The organism is Gluconacetobacter sacchari (assembly GCF_014174255.1).
Taxonomy (GTDB): domain Bacteria; phylum Pseudomonadota; class Alphaproteobacteria; order Acetobacterales; family Acetobacteraceae; genus Gluconacetobacter; species Gluconacetobacter sacchari.
In genome coordinates, this window is the sequence record NZ_JABEQJ010000009.1 from 134,812 (window position 1) to 149,168 (window position 14,357).

At 66.6% G+C, this 14,357-nt stretch carries 16 protein-coding genes and 1 pseudogene; 7 read left to right on the plus strand and 10 right to left on the minus strand.

Annotated features, from left to right (window positions below; all coding sequences use genetic code 11):
• The first annotated feature begins 20 nt into the window (after window positions 1-20).
• Window positions 21-290, plus strand: a complete 270-nt coding sequence (locus HLH48_RS09045; RefSeq protein ID WP_264812785.1) for a hypothetical protein — start codon at window positions 21-23, stop codon at window positions 288-290.
• A gap of 55 nt (window positions 291-345) precedes the next feature.
• On the opposite strand, the gene HLH48_RS09050 is transcribed toward HLH48_RS09045, so the two are convergent.
• From HLH48_RS09050 to trxB, 3 genes are all read right to left on the minus strand, one after another.
• The gene (locus HLH48_RS09050; protein WP_182997175.1) at window positions 346-549 is read right to left on the minus strand and encodes a hypothetical protein; all 204 of its coding nucleotides are present in this window, start codon (window positions 547-549) and stop codon (window positions 346-348) included.
• Between the two features lie 36 nt (window positions 550-585).
• A complete protein-coding gene (locus HLH48_RS09055; RefSeq protein WP_182997177.1) occupies window positions 586-1,470 on the minus strand; it encodes a LysR family transcriptional regulator in 885 nt (294 codons plus the stop codon).
• A gap of 90 nt (window positions 1,471-1,560) precedes the next feature.
• Window positions 1,561-2,523, minus strand: a complete 963-nt coding sequence (gene trxB, locus HLH48_RS09060; protein ID WP_182997199.1) for a thioredoxin-disulfide reductase — start codon at window positions 2,521-2,523, stop codon at window positions 1,561-1,563.
• Window positions 2,524-2,673: 150 nt separating this feature from the next.
• Here trxB and HLH48_RS09065 point away from each other — a divergent pair, with 150 nt between their 5' ends.
• Genes HLH48_RS09065 through HLH48_RS09075 form a run of 3 tightly spaced genes read left to right on the plus strand, consistent with a single transcriptional unit; the run spans window position 2,674 to window position 5,764 of the window.
• Window positions 2,674-3,168, plus strand: coding sequence for an Lrp/AsnC family transcriptional regulator (locus tag HLH48_RS09065; protein ID WP_182997200.1), 495 nt, complete (start codon window positions 2,674-2,676; stop codon window positions 3,166-3,168).
• Window positions 3,165-4,304: a glycosyltransferase gene (locus HLH48_RS09070; RefSeq protein ID WP_182997179.1), complete on the plus strand. Its 1,140-nt coding sequence runs from the start codon at window positions 3,165-3,167 to the stop codon at window positions 4,302-4,304. The genes HLH48_RS09065 and HLH48_RS09070 overlap by 4 nt, the downstream gene beginning before the upstream one ends.
• Entirely contained in the window at window positions 4,301-5,764 is a 1,464-nt protein-coding gene (locus HLH48_RS09075; protein WP_343065400.1) for a glycosyltransferase family 39 protein, read from the plus strand. Before HLH48_RS09070 ends, HLH48_RS09075 begins: the two co-directional genes overlap by 4 nt.
• 16 nt (window positions 5,765-5,780) lie before the next feature.
• Here the strand turns inward: HLH48_RS09075 and HLH48_RS09080 are convergent, their stop codons facing one another.
• From HLH48_RS09080 to HLH48_RS09095, 4 genes are all read right to left on the minus strand, one after another.
• Window positions 5,781-6,137, minus strand: a complete 357-nt coding sequence (locus HLH48_RS09080; protein WP_182997181.1) for a response regulator — start codon at window positions 6,135-6,137, stop codon at window positions 5,781-5,783.
• On the minus strand, window positions 6,134-6,631 hold the full coding sequence (locus HLH48_RS09085) for an NUDIX hydrolase (RefSeq protein ID WP_182997182.1): 498 nt from the start codon (window positions 6,629-6,631) through the stop codon (window positions 6,134-6,136). The genes HLH48_RS09080 and HLH48_RS09085 overlap by 4 nt, the downstream gene beginning before the upstream one ends.
• Window positions 6,632-6,682: 51 nt before the next feature.
• Window positions 6,683-8,632 carry a CocE/NonD family hydrolase gene (locus tag HLH48_RS09090; protein WP_182997183.1) on the minus strand — a complete coding sequence of 650 codons (1,950 nt, stop codon included), beginning with the start codon at window positions 8,630-8,632 and terminating at the stop codon, window positions 6,683-6,685.
• A gap of 126 nt (window positions 8,633-8,758) precedes the next feature.
• On the minus strand, window positions 8,759-9,223 hold the full coding sequence (locus HLH48_RS09095; protein WP_264813226.1) for a hypothetical protein: 465 nt from the start codon (window positions 9,221-9,223) through the stop codon (window positions 8,759-8,761).
• 186 nt (window positions 9,224-9,409) lie between these two features.
• On the opposite strand from HLH48_RS09095, the gene guaA reads away from it, so the two are divergent.
• Window positions 9,410-11,032, plus strand: a complete 1,623-nt coding sequence (gene guaA / locus HLH48_RS09100; RefSeq protein ID WP_246387176.1) for a glutamine-hydrolyzing GMP synthase — start codon at window positions 9,410-9,412, stop codon at window positions 11,030-11,032.
• A 95-nt stretch (window positions 11,033-11,127) separates the two neighbouring features.
• Here the strand turns inward: guaA and HLH48_RS23545 are convergent, their stop codons facing one another.
• Window positions 11,128-11,253, minus strand: coding sequence for a hypothetical protein (locus HLH48_RS23545; RefSeq protein WP_264813225.1), 126 nt, complete (start codon window positions 11,251-11,253; stop codon window positions 11,128-11,130).
• Between HLH48_RS23545 and HLH48_RS09105 the strand changes: the two genes are divergently transcribed.
• Entirely contained in the window at window positions 11,252-12,601 is a 1,350-nt protein-coding gene (locus HLH48_RS09105) for a tyrosine-type recombinase/integrase (protein ID WP_182985876.1), read from the plus strand. The two genes, HLH48_RS23545 and HLH48_RS09105, sit on opposite strands and share 2 nt — an antisense overlap.
• A gap of 8 nt (window positions 12,602-12,609) precedes the next feature.
• On the opposite strand, the gene HLH48_RS09110 is transcribed toward HLH48_RS09105, so the two are convergent.
• Both HLH48_RS09110 and HLH48_RS09115 read right to left on the minus strand, forming a co-directional pair.
• Entirely contained in the window at window positions 12,610-12,816 is a 207-nt protein-coding gene (locus HLH48_RS09110) for a helix-turn-helix transcriptional regulator (protein ID WP_182985877.1), read from the minus strand.
• Window positions 12,817-12,942: 126 nt separating this feature from the next.
• Complete coding sequence (locus HLH48_RS09115; protein WP_246387177.1) at window positions 12,943-13,728, minus strand: hypothetical protein; 786 nt, start codon at window positions 13,726-13,728, stop codon at window positions 12,943-12,945.
• 132 nt (window positions 13,729-13,860) lie between these two features.
• Between HLH48_RS09115 and HLH48_RS09120 the strand changes: the two are divergent.
• A pseudogene (locus HLH48_RS09120) lies at window positions 13,861-14,357 on the plus strand (IS3-like element ISMtsp5 family transposase); the annotation flags it as partial.

Sequence of the window (14,357 nt, forward strand, 5' to 3'; positions counted from 1 at the left end):
GGTTCGCGGGGGTGCGTAGGGTGCGGGACGTAATCTCGGGTCTTGTTGTCTTGTGCGTCGCGGTGTCCTGGGCCGCGCCGTCGGCCTGGGCGGGCTCGCGCCATATCCGTCACCGCACGGGTCTGGCGGCGCATCTCTGCGCCTCCCATGACGCAGTGATCGGGACCCACGGCCATAGGCTGCGCCGTATCGGCCAACTGCATTATTTCGCCCCGATCGGGCAGGCCATGTATTACCGCGACAAGTCGCATCGCTGCCAGCTTCGGCGCACGGGCCACCGGCATAGCTGACGGCAGGCACCGCGAGCGCGCCGGGTCACTCCCGGCGCGCGGTTTGGCTGGTGTCTTACAACGGGCGATGGGCCCGATCGAGCAGGCGGCGCCAGACCGATCGAACCTGGGTCAGCACCGGATTGGGTTGCGCTGCGGGGGCGGATGCGATCTTGCGGGCATCCGCCTTGCGGGCCAGCCAGTGATCGAGGCTCATCCCTGCCTTCGCGGCCCTGCGGGCCTCGTAGGCCTGCTTTCCCTGCTTGTCTTGGTTGCTCATCGGTCCTGCGGCTCCGGGCGGGCGTTACCAGCCCGCTCAGTGGCGGGCATTGATTTCCGACAGCAGGAAATCGCGGAATACGGAGACCCGCTTCGATGTCCGCAGTTCTTCGGGATAGACGAAATACGCGTCGACCGTCGGCAGCGGGATATCGGGCAGGACGCGGACCAGATTCGCGTGCGGGCCGGTCGCATACAGCGGGACCGAGCCGATTCCCACGCCGGCCGCGATGGCCGAGGCCATGGCGGGCAGGCTGTTGACCTCAAGCCGCGCGGCCCGCTTCTCGTCGGAGGGGACGCCGGCTTCCGCCAGCCAGTTGATGTGCGGGACGGGGGGATGATAGCCGCCGAACAGGACCAGTTTATGGGCCGACAACTCGTCCAGGCTCTGGGGCGTGCCATGCTCCTCCAGATAACGGGGGGCGGCATAGATCGGTAGCGGAAAATCCGCCAGATGGCGCTGGATCAGGTCGGGCTGGCGTGGCGGATGCATCCGCACGGCGACATCGGCCTCGCGCATGCCCAGATCCAGGTCGTTATCTTCCAGGATCAGCGTGATCGTGATGTCGGGGTTGGTTTCCATGAAGCGATGCAGGCGCGGCGTCAGCCAGCAGGTGCCGAAGCCCGTCGTGGTGGTCACGCGCAGGCGGCCGGCGGCCTTTTCCTTGCTTTCGGTCAGCAGGGACTGGGTCATCGCCAGTTTCGAGAAGACTTCCCGCACCGTCTGGTTCAGCGTCTCGCCCTGTTCGGTCAGGATCAGACCGCGCGCATGCCGATGAAACAGCGGAACCTGGAGGGCTTCCTCCAGTGCCGAAATCTGTCGCGAGACGGCGGACTGGCTGAGATTGAGCACGTCGCCCGCATGCGTGAACGAACCGGCCTCGGCCACCGCATGAAAAATACGGAGTTTGTCCCAGTCCAATGCTACGCTCCGATCCTGGCAGGAGGAATTGTGAAACCGATGTTACTTTTGGTGACTGAAACGGGACGTTCGGTCAAGGATTTGATGGAATCATCCCGCGATTCCGGCCAAGAAACGTTCGGCTTCCAGCGCGGCCATGCAGCCTGTTCCCGCGGCCGTGATGGCTTGGCGATAGATCTTGTCCTGGACGTCGCCGGCGGCGAAGATTCCCGGTACCGAGGTCCGGGTTCCGCCCGGTTCGGTCACGATATAGCCCTCGTCGTCGGTTTCGACCTGGCCACGGAAGATCTCCGTGTGCGGCGCATGGCCGATGGCGACGAAGACGCCATCGACCGGCAGGTCTTCCCGGGCGCCGGTGGTCATGTCGCGCAGGGTAATGCCGGTCACGACGGGCGGTTCGCCGTCAGCGACGACCTCCTCGGCCACCCGGTTCCATTTCACCGTGACCTTGGGGTGGGCGAACAGCCGGTCTTGCAGGATCTTCTCGGCGCGCAGGCTGTCGCGGCGATGGATCAGGAACACATGTTCGGCATGGTGGGTCAGGTACAGTGCTTCCTCGACCGCGGTATTGCCTCCGCCGATGACGGCCACCGTCCGGCCGCGATAGAAAAACCCGTCGCAGGTGGCGCAGGCCGAGACTCCGGCGCCCTGGTACTGGGCCTCGCCGGGAATGCCCAGCCATTTCGCCTGCGCGCCGGTCGCGATCACCACCGCCCGGGCCAGATAGACATCGCCCGAATCGCCGACCAGGCGAAAGGGCTCGCCCCCCTCGCGTCGCCCGGTCAGCGCGCATTCCGTGATGATGTCGTGGATGATCCGCGTCCCGACATGGGCGGCCTGGGCCGCCATCTGCTCCATCAGTTCGGGGCCCTGGATGCCGTGGGCGAAGCCCGGATAATTCTCCACGTCCGTCGTGATCATCAACTGGCCGCCGGGTTGCAGGCCGGCCACCAGGATCGGCTTCAGGTTTGCGCGGGCGGCATAGATGGCGGCGGTGTAGCCGGCGGGGCCGGCCCCGATTACGAGCAGGTCGGTCGAATGGGTATGGGTCATGGACTCGGCGCGGGTCTGTTCAAACTGCATGGGATATGGCCGTGCGGCGCGTCCGGCACAAGGCGCGCGGGGGGCAGGATGCTCTTTTCGGCGCGGGGCGCTTGCCGTATCCTGAAGACTTGATGTTCAGGGACGGACAAAACTGACGTGATGGATCTGGATGCGATTGACCGTCGGATCGTAGCGGAACTCCAGGCGGATGGTCGCATGACCAACGTGGAACTGGCGCGTCGGGTTGGCATTTCCGCCCCGCCATGCCTGCGGCGCGTGCGCCGGCTGGAAGAGGACGGGCTGATCCGGGGCTATCATGCCGATACCGACGCGGCGCTTCTTGGGTGGACGATCACCCTGTTCGCCCTGATCGGGCTGGACAGCCAGAAGGAAACGGTCCTCTCCGCCTTCGAGACCCAGGTCGCCGAATGGCCGGAGGTGCGCGAATGCCACATGATCCGGGGGGGCGGCGACTTCCTGGTCCGGCTGGTGGCGCGCGACGCGGCGCACGAAAACCAGTTGACCCGTCGCCTGACCGAAAGCCCGCATGTCAGCCGGGTCCAGACATTGCAGACCATCCGCACCTCGCTCAGCCGTGCCGGCGTGCCGGTGCAGCCGCTGGCCCAGCCTTTCGACAACCCGGACGGGGCATGAACGCAGGCCTGTCCCGGGGCCCCGCCGGGCCGGCCTGCGAGGCCGGCGCCACGGCGGCGGATGTCAGCATCGTAGTGCCCTGCTACAACGAACGGGCGAATGTCCGCCCCATGGTGGCGGCCCTGTCGCAGGCCCTGGCGGGCCGGGAATGGGAAGTCATCTTCGTCGATGACAACTCGCCCGACGGCACGATCGACGAGGTCCGGGCCCTGGCGGAGCAGGATGGCCGCGTGCGCGGCGTGCTGCGCGTGGGGCGGCGCGGCCTGTCCTCGGCGGTGATCGAAGGCGTGCTGTCATCCTCCGCGCGGATCGTCGCCGTCATGGATGGCGACATGCAGCATGACGAATCATGCCTGGGGCAACTGATCGATGCCGTGGCGCGCGACGGCTACGACATCGCGGTCGGCAGCCGCCATGTGGCGGGGGGCGACAATGCGGGGCTGGCCAGCGGATGGCGGACCTTCCTGTCCGATTCCGGCATCCGTATCGTGCAGATGATCCTGCCGGTGCGGCTGGGTGATCCGATGAGCGGCTTCTTCGCCATGCGCCGCGACCTGTTCGAACGCACGGTCCCGCGCCTGTCGGGCACGGGCTTCAAAATCCTGCTGGACGTGTTCCTCTCGGCGCCCCAGCGCCCCCGGGTGCTGGAGGTGCCGTTCGTCTTCCGCCCGCGCGCGGCCGGCGAGAGCAAGCTGGATGTCCTGGTATTGCTGCAATTCGCGGCGATGCTGGGCGACAAGCTGTGTCGCGGGTTCCTGCCGATCCGTTTCATCGGTTTCGGCCTGGTGGGGCTGATCGGCATCCTGGTCAATCTGGCGGTGCTGGAGATCGGGCGGCGTTGCGGTACCGATTTCGCCACCGGCCAATGGCTGGGCACCCTGGTCGCCATGGTGACGAATTTCTGGATGAACAATGCGCTGACCTATCGCGACCGCCGGCTGCGCGGGATGCGGATGTGGCTGGGGCTCGGCCTGTTCATGGTCATCTGCGCGGCGGGGGCCGTCGCGGATGTCGGCATCGCCCGGGCGATTTTCAGCAGCGACGGACAGTGGGGCCTGGCCAGCATGGCAGGGGCCGCGATCGCGGTCGTGTGGAACTATGCCGTGTCGTCGACCCTGATCTGGCGGGTGCGTTGACGGCTCCGGCCGGGCGGGCCGGTCTTGGCCTGTCGCGATGGGGCCTGGTCCTTGCCATGGTGACGTTGCTGCGTCTGGTCGTGGCGGCATGGACGCCGCTGTCGCCGGACGAGGCTTATTACTGGGTGTGGTCCCGCGCATTGGCGCCGGGTTACCTCGACCACCCCCCGATGGTGGCGCTGTGGATTCGCGCCGGCACCGCCCTGGCGGGCGATGGTGCATTGGGGGTGCGCCTGCTGGCCCCGCTCTCGGCGGCCGTCGGCACGCTGTTCCTGGCCATGGCCGCGCGCGACCTGGGAGATCGCGACGGGCCGCCGGGTGGCCGGATGGTGCGGGCGGCCGTGCTGCTGAATGCCACGCTGGCGCTGGGCATAGGGGCGGTGACGATGACGCCCGACACGCCGCTGCTGTTCTTCACGACGCTGGCGCTGTGGGCACTGGGCCGGCTGCTGGCCACCGGCCGCGGGGCATGGTGGCTGGTGATGGGGGTAGCGTTCGGCCTGGCCTGCGACAGCAAATATACCGCCGTGCTTCCCGCCGGCGGCCTGGTGCTGTGGTGCCTGTGCAGCCCGGGCGGCAGGGCATGGCTGCGCACGCCCTGGCCATGGGGCGGGGCGGTGCTGGCCACGTTGCTGTTCCTACCGGTCATCGGCTGGAATCACGCGCATCATTGGGCCAGTTTCGTGCGCCAGGGCGGGCGGGCGGGCGATTGGCAGCCGGCGCGCGCCGTCCGGTTCCTGTCGGAACTGGCGGGCGGGCAGCTCGGCCTGATGACGCCGCTGATCGCGCTGGGGTTCGGTGCCGGGATCTGGCGGGCATGGCGCCGCGCGGCGCGCGACCCGGGGGCGATGGTGCTGCTGTTCTGGGTCGTCCCGTCGGCGCTGGTGTTCGTGCAGCATGCGCTGGGCGACCGGGTGCAGGCCAACTGGCCGGTGCTGCTTTATCCCGTGCTGGCGATCCTGGCCGCCGCGCCCGTCTGGCGCTTCTGGCGCGCGGGGGCGGTCCTGGGGTGTGCGCTGACGCTGCTGGTCTATGTCCAGTCCACGCTGGCGCCGGTTTCGCTGTCTCCGCATCTGGACATCACCCTGCGGCAGATGGCGGGCTGGCAGGGTCTGGCGCGGACGGTCGATACGATGGCCGGCCCCGGCGCGTTCGTGGCCGCCGACGAATACGGCCTGGCGTCGGAACTGGCCCTGGCGCTGCCGCATCGGACCGTAATCGGGATCGAGCCCCGCTGGGCGTTGTTCGATCTGCCGCCCGCGGCGGGGGGGGCGGGGATTTTCCTGTGCAGCCTCCGCCATCTGCGCGACCTGGATCTGTCGCCGTTCAGCCACGCCACGCGGATCGGCACCGTGGAGCGGACGCGCATGGGCAATGTCGCCGAACGCTATGCCGTCTTCCGTGTGACGCTGGCAGCAGGCCCGGTCGCCGGCACCGCGCGCCTGCCGGCGGGCCACTGAAATATCGCGTGTCCTGTTATCCCGCCGCGCCGTCCAGCATGCCGCGCACCAGATCCATCAGCGCGCGGACCCGGAACGGTTTTTCCAGCGTATGTCCCGGCGTGAAGGCGGCCAGGCGCGCCGGGTCGCCGCTGATGGCGATCATCGGGACGCCGCTGCCCTTCAGCCGGTCGGTCAGGCGATCCGGCGCGCCATCCGGCAGGGACAGGTCGATGATGGCCAGGTCGACCGGTTCCTGTTCCACGGCGTTCAGGGCCGATTGCACGCCCGCGCAGGCGGTGACGCGCAGGCCCGAGGCCTCCAGCGCCGTGCGGATCAGCTCGGCGATGGCGGATTCGTCCTCGACCAGCAGGATATGGCGTTCAGATGTCATGAGGCATGGTCCTGTGCGGGGATGAGGCTGCGGGGGGCGCCTCCGGGGACGGGCCAGGGGGCGATCCCCCGGTCCGAAAGCGCCAATGTGCCCAGTTCCAGCAGGCCGGGGCTCATGCGTTCCGGGGCGGCCCGGATCTGGTCGAGGGTGAACCAGCCTGTGGCCAGCGCGTCATCATCGGCCCGGATCTCCGTCTGGCCGGTATCGACGCAGCGTATCACGGCGATGACGTAATGGAAGCGCAGGCACCCCTCCGGCGTCCGGTCCAGCACGTCGAACGCCGTCAACACGCCCTGGGCGCGGGTGGCGAACCCGGTTTCCTCGCGCAGTTCGCGCTCGGCCGCCTGGAACAGGGTCTCGCCCCGTTCGATCCGGCCGCCGGGGAAGCCCCATAATCCCTGGTCCGGCGGGTTGGCGCGCCGGATCAGCAGCAGGCGCGTGCCGCGGACGACAACGGCCAGGATCGCGGCGGAAACGGGGGCAGGGGCATTCATGCGGCGATCTTAGCCGCAGGCCTGCCCCCAGCGCCACCGTAGCGGCCCGGATCAGGGAACGACTGGCAGCCAGATGGACGTGGCGTGTTCGCCGCCCCGATGGATGGTCTGCGTGGCGGCGACATAATCATGCGGCGTGGCACGCAGCACGTTGGGCACGAAGGTCTGCGGGTTGCGGTCGTAGAGGGGGAACAGCGAGGACTGGATCTGCACCATGATCCGGTGTCCGGGCTTGAACACATGGTTGACCGCCGGCAGCGTGAAGCGATAGCGCGCCACATCGTTGGGCACCGCGGCCACCGGATGGTCGAATCCCTCTCGGTAGCGCCCCCGGAAGATATCCATCGACACCGCCAGTTCGTATCCCCCCATCTCCGGCCGGTCGGCGTCGGTGGCGGGCATTACGTCGATCAGCTTCACCACCCAGTCGGAATCGGTGCCGCTGGTCGCCGCGAACAGGTCGGCCACCGGCACGCCGCTGACGCGCACCGATTGCGTCAGGACCGGGGTTTCATAGGTCAGCACGTCCGGGCGGCTCTCGGCCGGCCGCTGGTCCTGGACCAGCCAGGTCTTCCAGCGCGGCCCGTCGTCGGCGAAATTGAAGGGACGCTCAAGGAACGGCACCGGGTGCGCCGGGTCGGAGACGTAAGAATCCTGCCCGGTGACCGGGTGGTCGAACGACAGGCCGTAGCCGGCCTGAAGATAGAGCGGCTTCAGCTTATGGGCGCAGGCCTTGTCGTCACAGGCCAGGGGCCAGTGCGGAAAGCGGTCCCAGCGATTCTCGCCGGAATTGTAGATGATGGCTTCCGGCAGATGGACCTCCGGCGAGCCCGGGCGCAGATACTGGTTGAAGAACGGCAGCAGCACCTCGGCGCGGAACTGGTGCGCGGTGTCGCCATTCCAGTGCAGCGGGCCCAGTTCCGACCCGTCGTAATTCACCTGGCTGTGCCGCCAGGGGCCCATCACCAGGATGTTGGGCACGTTCGGGCTGGTCGCCTTCAGCGCCTGCCAGGAATGGATGGCCCCCCACATGTCCTCCTGGTCCCACAGCCCCTGTTCCCAGATCGTGGGCACGGTCAGCGGGTGGCGGGTGATCAGCTTGTCCAGAGCCTGGTCCTGCCAGAACATATCGTAATCCGGATGGGCCGGCATGCGCTGCCACCACGGAAACTGGTCCAGTCCGGCGGCGGAGGCGAATTGTCCGGCCGATCCCGCGCGCAGGAAGTTGGTGTAATCGTCGCGATCGACACGCGGAATGGTGGAGCCGGAGCCGCGTTCCGTCATCTGGTCGGTGAAATAATCCAGCCCGCCCTGGCGGAAGGCGCCGTAATGATACCAGTCATCGCCCATCCAGCCGTCGACCATCGGGCTTTCCGGGGCGGCGACCTTCAGCGCCGGGTGCGGATTCAGCAGCGCCATGACGACGGTGAAACCCTCGTAGGAGGAGCCCAGCATGCCGACGCGCCCGTTGGATTGCGGCAGGTTATGCACCAGCCAGTCGATCGTGTCCCAGGCGTCGGTCACTTCGTCGGTGCGGGTAGGGTTCAGCGGTCCGCGCACCGGCCGCGTCATCACGTAGTCCCCTTCCGATCCATATTTGCCGCGAATATCCTGGAACACGCGGATATAACCGGCCTCGACGAACACGTCGTCGCCCTGGGGCAGCAGGGCGCGCATGGTCGGCGCGTCCTCGACCCGGTTGAGCCGCTTCGATGCGTGATAGGGCGTGCGGGTCAGCAGGATCGGGGCATCGTGTGCGTCGCGGGGCAGCACGATCACGGTATGCAGCTTCACCCCGTCGCGCATCGGAATCATGACCTCGCGCTTGACGTAATCGCGCCCGGCGGTGGGGAAGGTGACGTGGGCGGGGATATCGCTGCCCGTCTGCACCGTCAGCGAGGGCGAAGGGGGCGGTGGCGCGGCGCGGCCCAGGCCGCTGACGAGCCCCAGGGCGGCCGCGAAGGCGATCGCCCCGGCCGGACGATGGAAGGAAAAGGTCAAACCAGGCGCTCCTGCTCATTCCGCGCGGGCGGAGATGTCATGCGTTTCGTTGGGCCGACCATGTCGCAACCGGATGGAACAGGCAACCGCTCTGCGTCGCGCGACGCGTGCTTTCGTCGCGCGGGCTCAGTGGCCCAGGAAATGCTCCATGGAATGCGATTGCGGACGCGTCAGGACCACATGGGCACGGCAGCGCGGCGTACCGTAGGTGCCCTGGATGGTGTTGCCCTGGGGCGTGCCTTCGAACACCATGGGGAAGGGCTTGCGGTTCATGCCGCTCAGCACGAGTTGGGCATGGAAACGGCCGGGCGTCGCGTCGCGCTGGCCATGCAGGGTCTGCGCCCCGTCAGCGGGGGTGAAGGCGACGCGCCTGCTTTCGATCTGCAAGGTGGACGGAGCCCGCGTCTCGGGACAGATGCCCCGATCGGCGACCAGCGTGCCGGTCCAGATGCCGATCGGGTCCCGGGACGCGTCGTCGGCCGCCCGGGCGGCCGGCACCACGGTCAGCACGGCGGCACAGGCGATCGCCGCATGCCGGAGGCCGGCCAGGCGGGGACGCGGCAGGGGGCGGTCCAGTCGAAAGAGAGGCACGTTCGGGCTCCGTAACGCCTAGGGTCTGTGTTTCAATATGGGCGCGGGCGGCCGGCTCGGCCATAGGGTCCCGCCTGGTCCGGGCTTGCGCTATACTCTGTGTCGACGCATATCCGGCTCCTGCACGGCCCGCCCGGTCCGCGCAGCGCGCCCTGCGACCGTAACGCCGCGACCGAAAGAGCAACGATGAGCGACGATGTGAAGACCGCCGGTTCCACCCCGATCCAGCCCCAGGATACGACGACGCTCGACGCCGCGCTGCATCAGGATCGGATTCTCATCCTGGATTTCGGCAGCCAGGTCACACAGTTGATCGCGCGGCGCGTGCGCGAAAGCGGCGTTTATTGCGAAATCTGGCCGTTTTCCAGCGACGAGGCGCGGATCCGTACCTTCGCGCCGCGTGGCATCATCCTGTCGGGCGGCCCGGCCAGCGTGCTGGACGAAGGCGCGCCGCGCATTCCCGATGTCGTATTTGCCCTGAATGTGCCGGTGCTGGGTATCTGCTACGGCCAGCAGGCGATGTGTCTCCAACTGGGCGGCGAGGTCGAGACGCACGCGCATCGCGAATTCGGCCGGGCGCATGTCGACATCATCGACGATTGCGCGCTGTTCCGCGGCACCTGGGCGCGGGGCGGGCGCGAGCAGGTATGGATGAGCCATGGCGACCGGGTAACGAAACTGCCGCCCGGTTTTCGCGCCGTGGCGGTCAGCGAGGGCGCGCCCTATGCCATCATCGCGGACGAGGGGCGGCGCCTGTACGGCGTGCAGTTCCATCCCGAAGTGGTGCATACGCCGCATGGTGCGGCCCTGCTGCGCAATTTCACCCATGGCGTGGCGGGCTGCCAGGGCAATTGGACCATGGCCGGCTTCCGCGACATGGAAATCGCCCGTATCCGCCAGCAGGTCGGGTCGGGCCGAGTGATCTGCGGCCTGTCGGGTGGCGTTGATTCCTCGGTGGCGGCGGTGCTGATCCACGAGGCGATCGGTGACCAGTTGACCTGCATCTTCGTCGATCCCGGCATCCTGCGGGCCGGCGAGGCCGAGGAGGTGGTGAAGACATTCCGTGGCCGCTTCAACATCAAGCTGATCCACCGCGATGCGTCGGACCTGTTCCTGTCCGCCCTGGAAGGGGTGACGGACCCGGAGGTGAAGCGCAAGACCATAGGCCGGTTGTTCGTCGAGGTGTTCGAGGAAGAGGCTGCGAAGCTGGGCGGCGCGGATTTCCTCGCCCAGGGCACGCTGTATCCGGACGTGATCGAAAGCGTCAGCTTCACCGGCGGCCCGTCGGTGACGATCAAGTCGCATCATAATGTCGGCGGCCTGCCGGAACGGATGAAGATGCAACTGGTCGAGCCGCTGCGCGAACTGTTCAAGGACGAGGTCCGCGAACTGGGCCGCGAACTGGGCCTTCCCGAGGCCATTGTCGGGCGTCATCCATTTCCCGGTCCGGGCCTGGCCATCCGCATTCCCGGTGCGATCGATCGCGACAAGCTGGCGCTGCTGCGTCAGGTCGATACGGTCTTCCTGGAGGAAATCCGTGGTGCCGGCCTGTATGATGCGATCTGGCAGGCCTTCGCGGTTCTGCTGCCGGTCCGCACGGTTGGCGTGATGGGCGACGGCCGCACCTACGACTATGCCTGCGCCCTGCGTGCCGTCACCAGTACCGATGGCATGACGGCCGACGTCTATCCCTTCGATATCGGCTTCCTGAACCGTGTCGCCAGCCGCATCGTCAACGAGGTGCGCGGCATCAATCGCGTGACCTACGACATCACCTCGAAGCCGCCCGGAACGATTGAGTGGGAGTGATCTAGGGTCGTTTCAGACCATCTCGCGCCGTGCCGATAATTGCACGATGTCTTTGACGAACAAGGATTATTTTTCCTAACCCGTATCTCTGCGTATCACCCCGGCCTGGCCGGTTTGTTGGTACTGGTGATGGTATCGCGCAGGATGGTCGAGAAACGGGCTTCCGATACCATCAAGCCCTTTTGATGGTATTGTCCGCCCTCGACCGGATGCGGATTCATGGGGCAACTCACTGATAAAGAACTGAAAAACCTCAAGCCGAGAACCAGGCTCTACAAGGTGGCGGACCGCGACGGGATGTTCGCGGCCGTCACGCCGACCGGCATTATCTCTTTCCGTTATCATTACCGGGTGAACGGGCGGCAGGAGGTCTTGACCATCGGCCGCTATAGTGCCGAGGCGGCGCGCAAGCTGACGCGGGCGCCCGAGGCTCTGGATTACGGAATGGACGTATCGCTTGCCGAGGCGAGGGCGCTGCTGGCCCGCGCGCGCCGTCAGGTCGAGCGGGGCGATTCGCCGTCGAGAGCCAAGGCGGAGAAACGCACCGCGTCGATCGAGGCGTTGACCTTCGGCGGATGGGCGGAAACGTATTTCAGGCACAAGGCCGATCCGAAATCCGGGGCCGAGAGACTGGCTGACAGCACGCTGGCAATGCGCCGATCCGTCTATGACCGCGCCATTGCGGGCGCGTTGGCGAAGCTCAAGCTGGCGGAGGTGACGCCGCAGCGCCTCAAATCTCTTTGCGACGAGGTGAAGGAGAAGCGCGGGCCGGCCGTCGCCGTGCATGTGCGGGAGGTCGTGTTGCTCGTATTCCGCCATGCTCAAGGAAGCGGGCTGGATATAAGCAATCCCGCCGAGCAGATTCGCACCAGCGCGATCGCTACGTTCGAGCCGCGCGACCGCGCCTTGTCGCCGTCCGAAATTCGTATGGCTCTGGCGGCTCTGGATCATGTGGCGGCAGCGCCCACGCTGCGCCAGGCTGTGAGGTTCGTCCTGCTGACCGGCGTTCGCAAGTCGGAGTTCATTGACGCGACATGGAAGGAGATCGACTTCTCCGCCGCGCGGTGGAACATTCCGGGCGCGCGCATGAAGGCGGGCAAGCCACATGTCGTCCCGCTGAGCGATCAGGCACTCGACATTCTGACGGCGTTCCGCACCATGTTCGGCACCAGCCGATATTTGCACCCTGGCCGGTATGACGGCGAAACACCCATCAGCAACGCCACGCTCAATCGTGTGCTCGATACGGTGGTCGAGCGCATCCGGCAGGATAACCCGGATTTTCAGAGCTTCGGCGTTCACGACCTGCGCCGCACGTTCTCGACAGGGCTGAACCGCGCCAAGTTCGACGATCGCTGGATCGAGATGAGCCTCGCCCACGCGCCCCGGAACCGGATCGCGGCCGTCTATAACGTGAACCGCTATCTCACGGAGCGGAGGATCATGCTTCAGTGCTGGGCGGATATGCTCGACGTTTGGATGAAGGGGGAATCCGCGAAGGATCTGATCGCCGACGCGAAAAAGCGCGCCGCCGAGGTTCATGACGACGAGCTGGATGACGATCTCTGAATGATCGGTCAAGGCCCACCGTGGGTGGGTCTCCATTTCACGGGATCGGCGACCCATCGGTCGATGTCGGATTCGTGCCATCCCGCGCCGTTGATGCTGATTCGGATCTGGGACGGAAAGGTGCCCTCGGCGATCTTTCGGTAGATCGTGGAGCGGGACAGGCCGGTTCGGGCGAGGACGGATTTCAGGCGGACGATACGCTCTGGCGTGGACATGGTTGTGCTGCCTTCTGCCGGGATTTTTTGGGCTTCCGACACAGGACAGAATAAAGATTTCTCGTTATGCAACAGATATTTAAGGTCGTAGGGTTCTAGCGTGTAATCGGCGGTAAAAGGGTAGGATCAGAGCCCGAGGCCGCGTTCCCTGCCGAGGTCGAGACCGTGATTGAAGGCCAGTTCCTGCCCGAGTCGGCGGCCCGATTCGATGGCGATGCCGAGAGCCTGCTTGCGGTTAGCAAGGATGGATTCGAGCTGCGGGTCGCGTTCGAGGCTTTTGGCTATATCGCCCATCGCTTTCTGCGTGGCCTTGTAGCCGGACATGTCGCCTGCCTGATATTGGCGAAGGCTTGTCCGTTCCAGACCCTGCCAGCGTTCGACGAAGCGATCCGCGCGCTGGCGATCGGTGCGGAGTTCGGTTTCGATTTGCAGGGCGCGGATGGCGTTGTTGACCCGACTGCTCGCGGCCTCCACAGCCAGTTCCGGGTTTTTCTTATAGGCGGCTTCGGCGTCGTGCGAGCCGTAAGGCCGCACCGCCTCGAATTCCTTGCGCGCGTCGCGCAGTTCCGTCACCTGTTCCGGGTTGGCCTTGCCGCCGCGTTCCTGCGCCTCGAAGATCGCATCGACCGCGCGGGCATGGCGGATGAGCGCGCGGGTGCGCGCGCGACGCAACACCGCTTCCGGGTCGTCTGTCGCTCTTCTTTCCGGCGTCGCTCTTTCCGGCCCCTGCCCGCCAACGGCGGGCAGGCTCGGCCCGTCGAAGAGGGTACGAACCTTCTCCGGGACGATCTTGCGCGTGATCTCGGCAACGCGCTCGCGGAAGGTGATGCCGCGCCGTTCGGCAAAATCCCGCGTGGGCTCATAATCGGAGGCCATGTCCTTCGCCCGGTCGCGCGACAGCGTGCGGGCCAAGCGGTTTTCATCGGTGAAGTCGTCATGGCCGTAATGCAGGCTTATCGCGTCGCGGTGGCGCGAGAGGGTCTCCCGCCTCCCGGTTTTTTGAGACACCCGATAAACACGTGAGACATGTGCGGAGGTGTCACGATGAGGAACGACCTGAAGAACGACGCGAAACGACCGGGGCATGGTGGACGGATGTCACGCCGCCGCAAGAAGGAGGCCGTGCTTCGTCTGCTGCGCGGTGAGGACCTGGAGATGGTCTCGCGCGAAGTGGGCGTGACGGCTGCGACCCTGAGCGGATGGCAGGACGCCTTCCTTTCCGGGGGCGAAGCCAGTCTTGCGACACGTCAGACCGACGGCGAGACGCTGGAGAGCGATCGCCTCAAGGCAAAGCTCGGCGAGGTCATGATCGAGCGTGAACTGCTGCGTGAAAAGATCGCGGCCATGGAGGCGGACCGCCCTTTGGCCCGCAGGAGGCTGCGACCATGAGCGCGGCGGTCTCCCCGTCCTCCGGTCGCCCCTATGGTTTGGCGGCGGTCTGCCGGGTCTGGAACATCAGCCGGGCGACGCTCTATCGGCACAGGACACCTGTGGCGGCGAGAGCGGAGCCACGGCGGCGCGGTCCGATCGGCCCCATGCCG

Excerpts from the sequence above, each read along its gene's own strand:
- HLH48_RS09065 (WP_182997200.1), top strand. The coding sequence starts at position 2,674 with ATGGATCTGGATGCGATTGACCGTCGGATCGTAGCGGAACTCCAGGCG.
- HLH48_RS09080 (WP_182997181.1), bottom strand. The coding sequence starts at position 6,137 with ATGACATCTGAACGCCATATCCTGCTGGTCGAGGACGAATCCGCCATC.
- guaA (WP_246387176.1), top strand. The coding sequence starts at position 9,410 with ATGAGCGACGATGTGAAGACCGCCGGTTCCACCCCGATCCAGCCCCAG.
- HLH48_RS09050 (WP_182997175.1), bottom strand. The coding sequence starts at position 549 with ATGAGCAACCAAGACAAGCAGGGAAAGCAGGCCTACGAGGCCCGCAGG.
- HLH48_RS23545 (WP_264813225.1), bottom strand. The coding sequence starts at position 11,253 with ATGAATCCGCATCCGGTCGAGGGCGGACAATACCATCAAAAGGGCTTG.
- HLH48_RS09085 (WP_182997182.1), bottom strand. The coding sequence starts at position 6,631 with ATGAATGCCCCTGCCCCCGTTTCCGCCGCGATCCTGGCCGTTGTCGTC.
- HLH48_RS09110 (WP_182985877.1), bottom strand. The coding sequence starts at position 12,816 with ATGTCCACGCCAGAGCGTATCGTCCGCCTGAAATCCGTCCTCGCCCGA.
- HLH48_RS09070 (WP_182997179.1), top strand. The coding sequence starts at position 3,165 with ATGAACGCAGGCCTGTCCCGGGGCCCCGCCGGGCCGGCCTGCGAGGCC.
- HLH48_RS09105 (WP_182985876.1), top strand. The coding sequence starts at position 11,252 with ATGGGGCAACTCACTGATAAAGAACTGAAAAACCTCAAGCCGAGAACC.
- trxB (WP_182997199.1), bottom strand. The coding sequence starts at position 2,523 with ATGACCCATACCCATTCGACCGACCTGCTCGTAATCGGGGCCGGCCCC.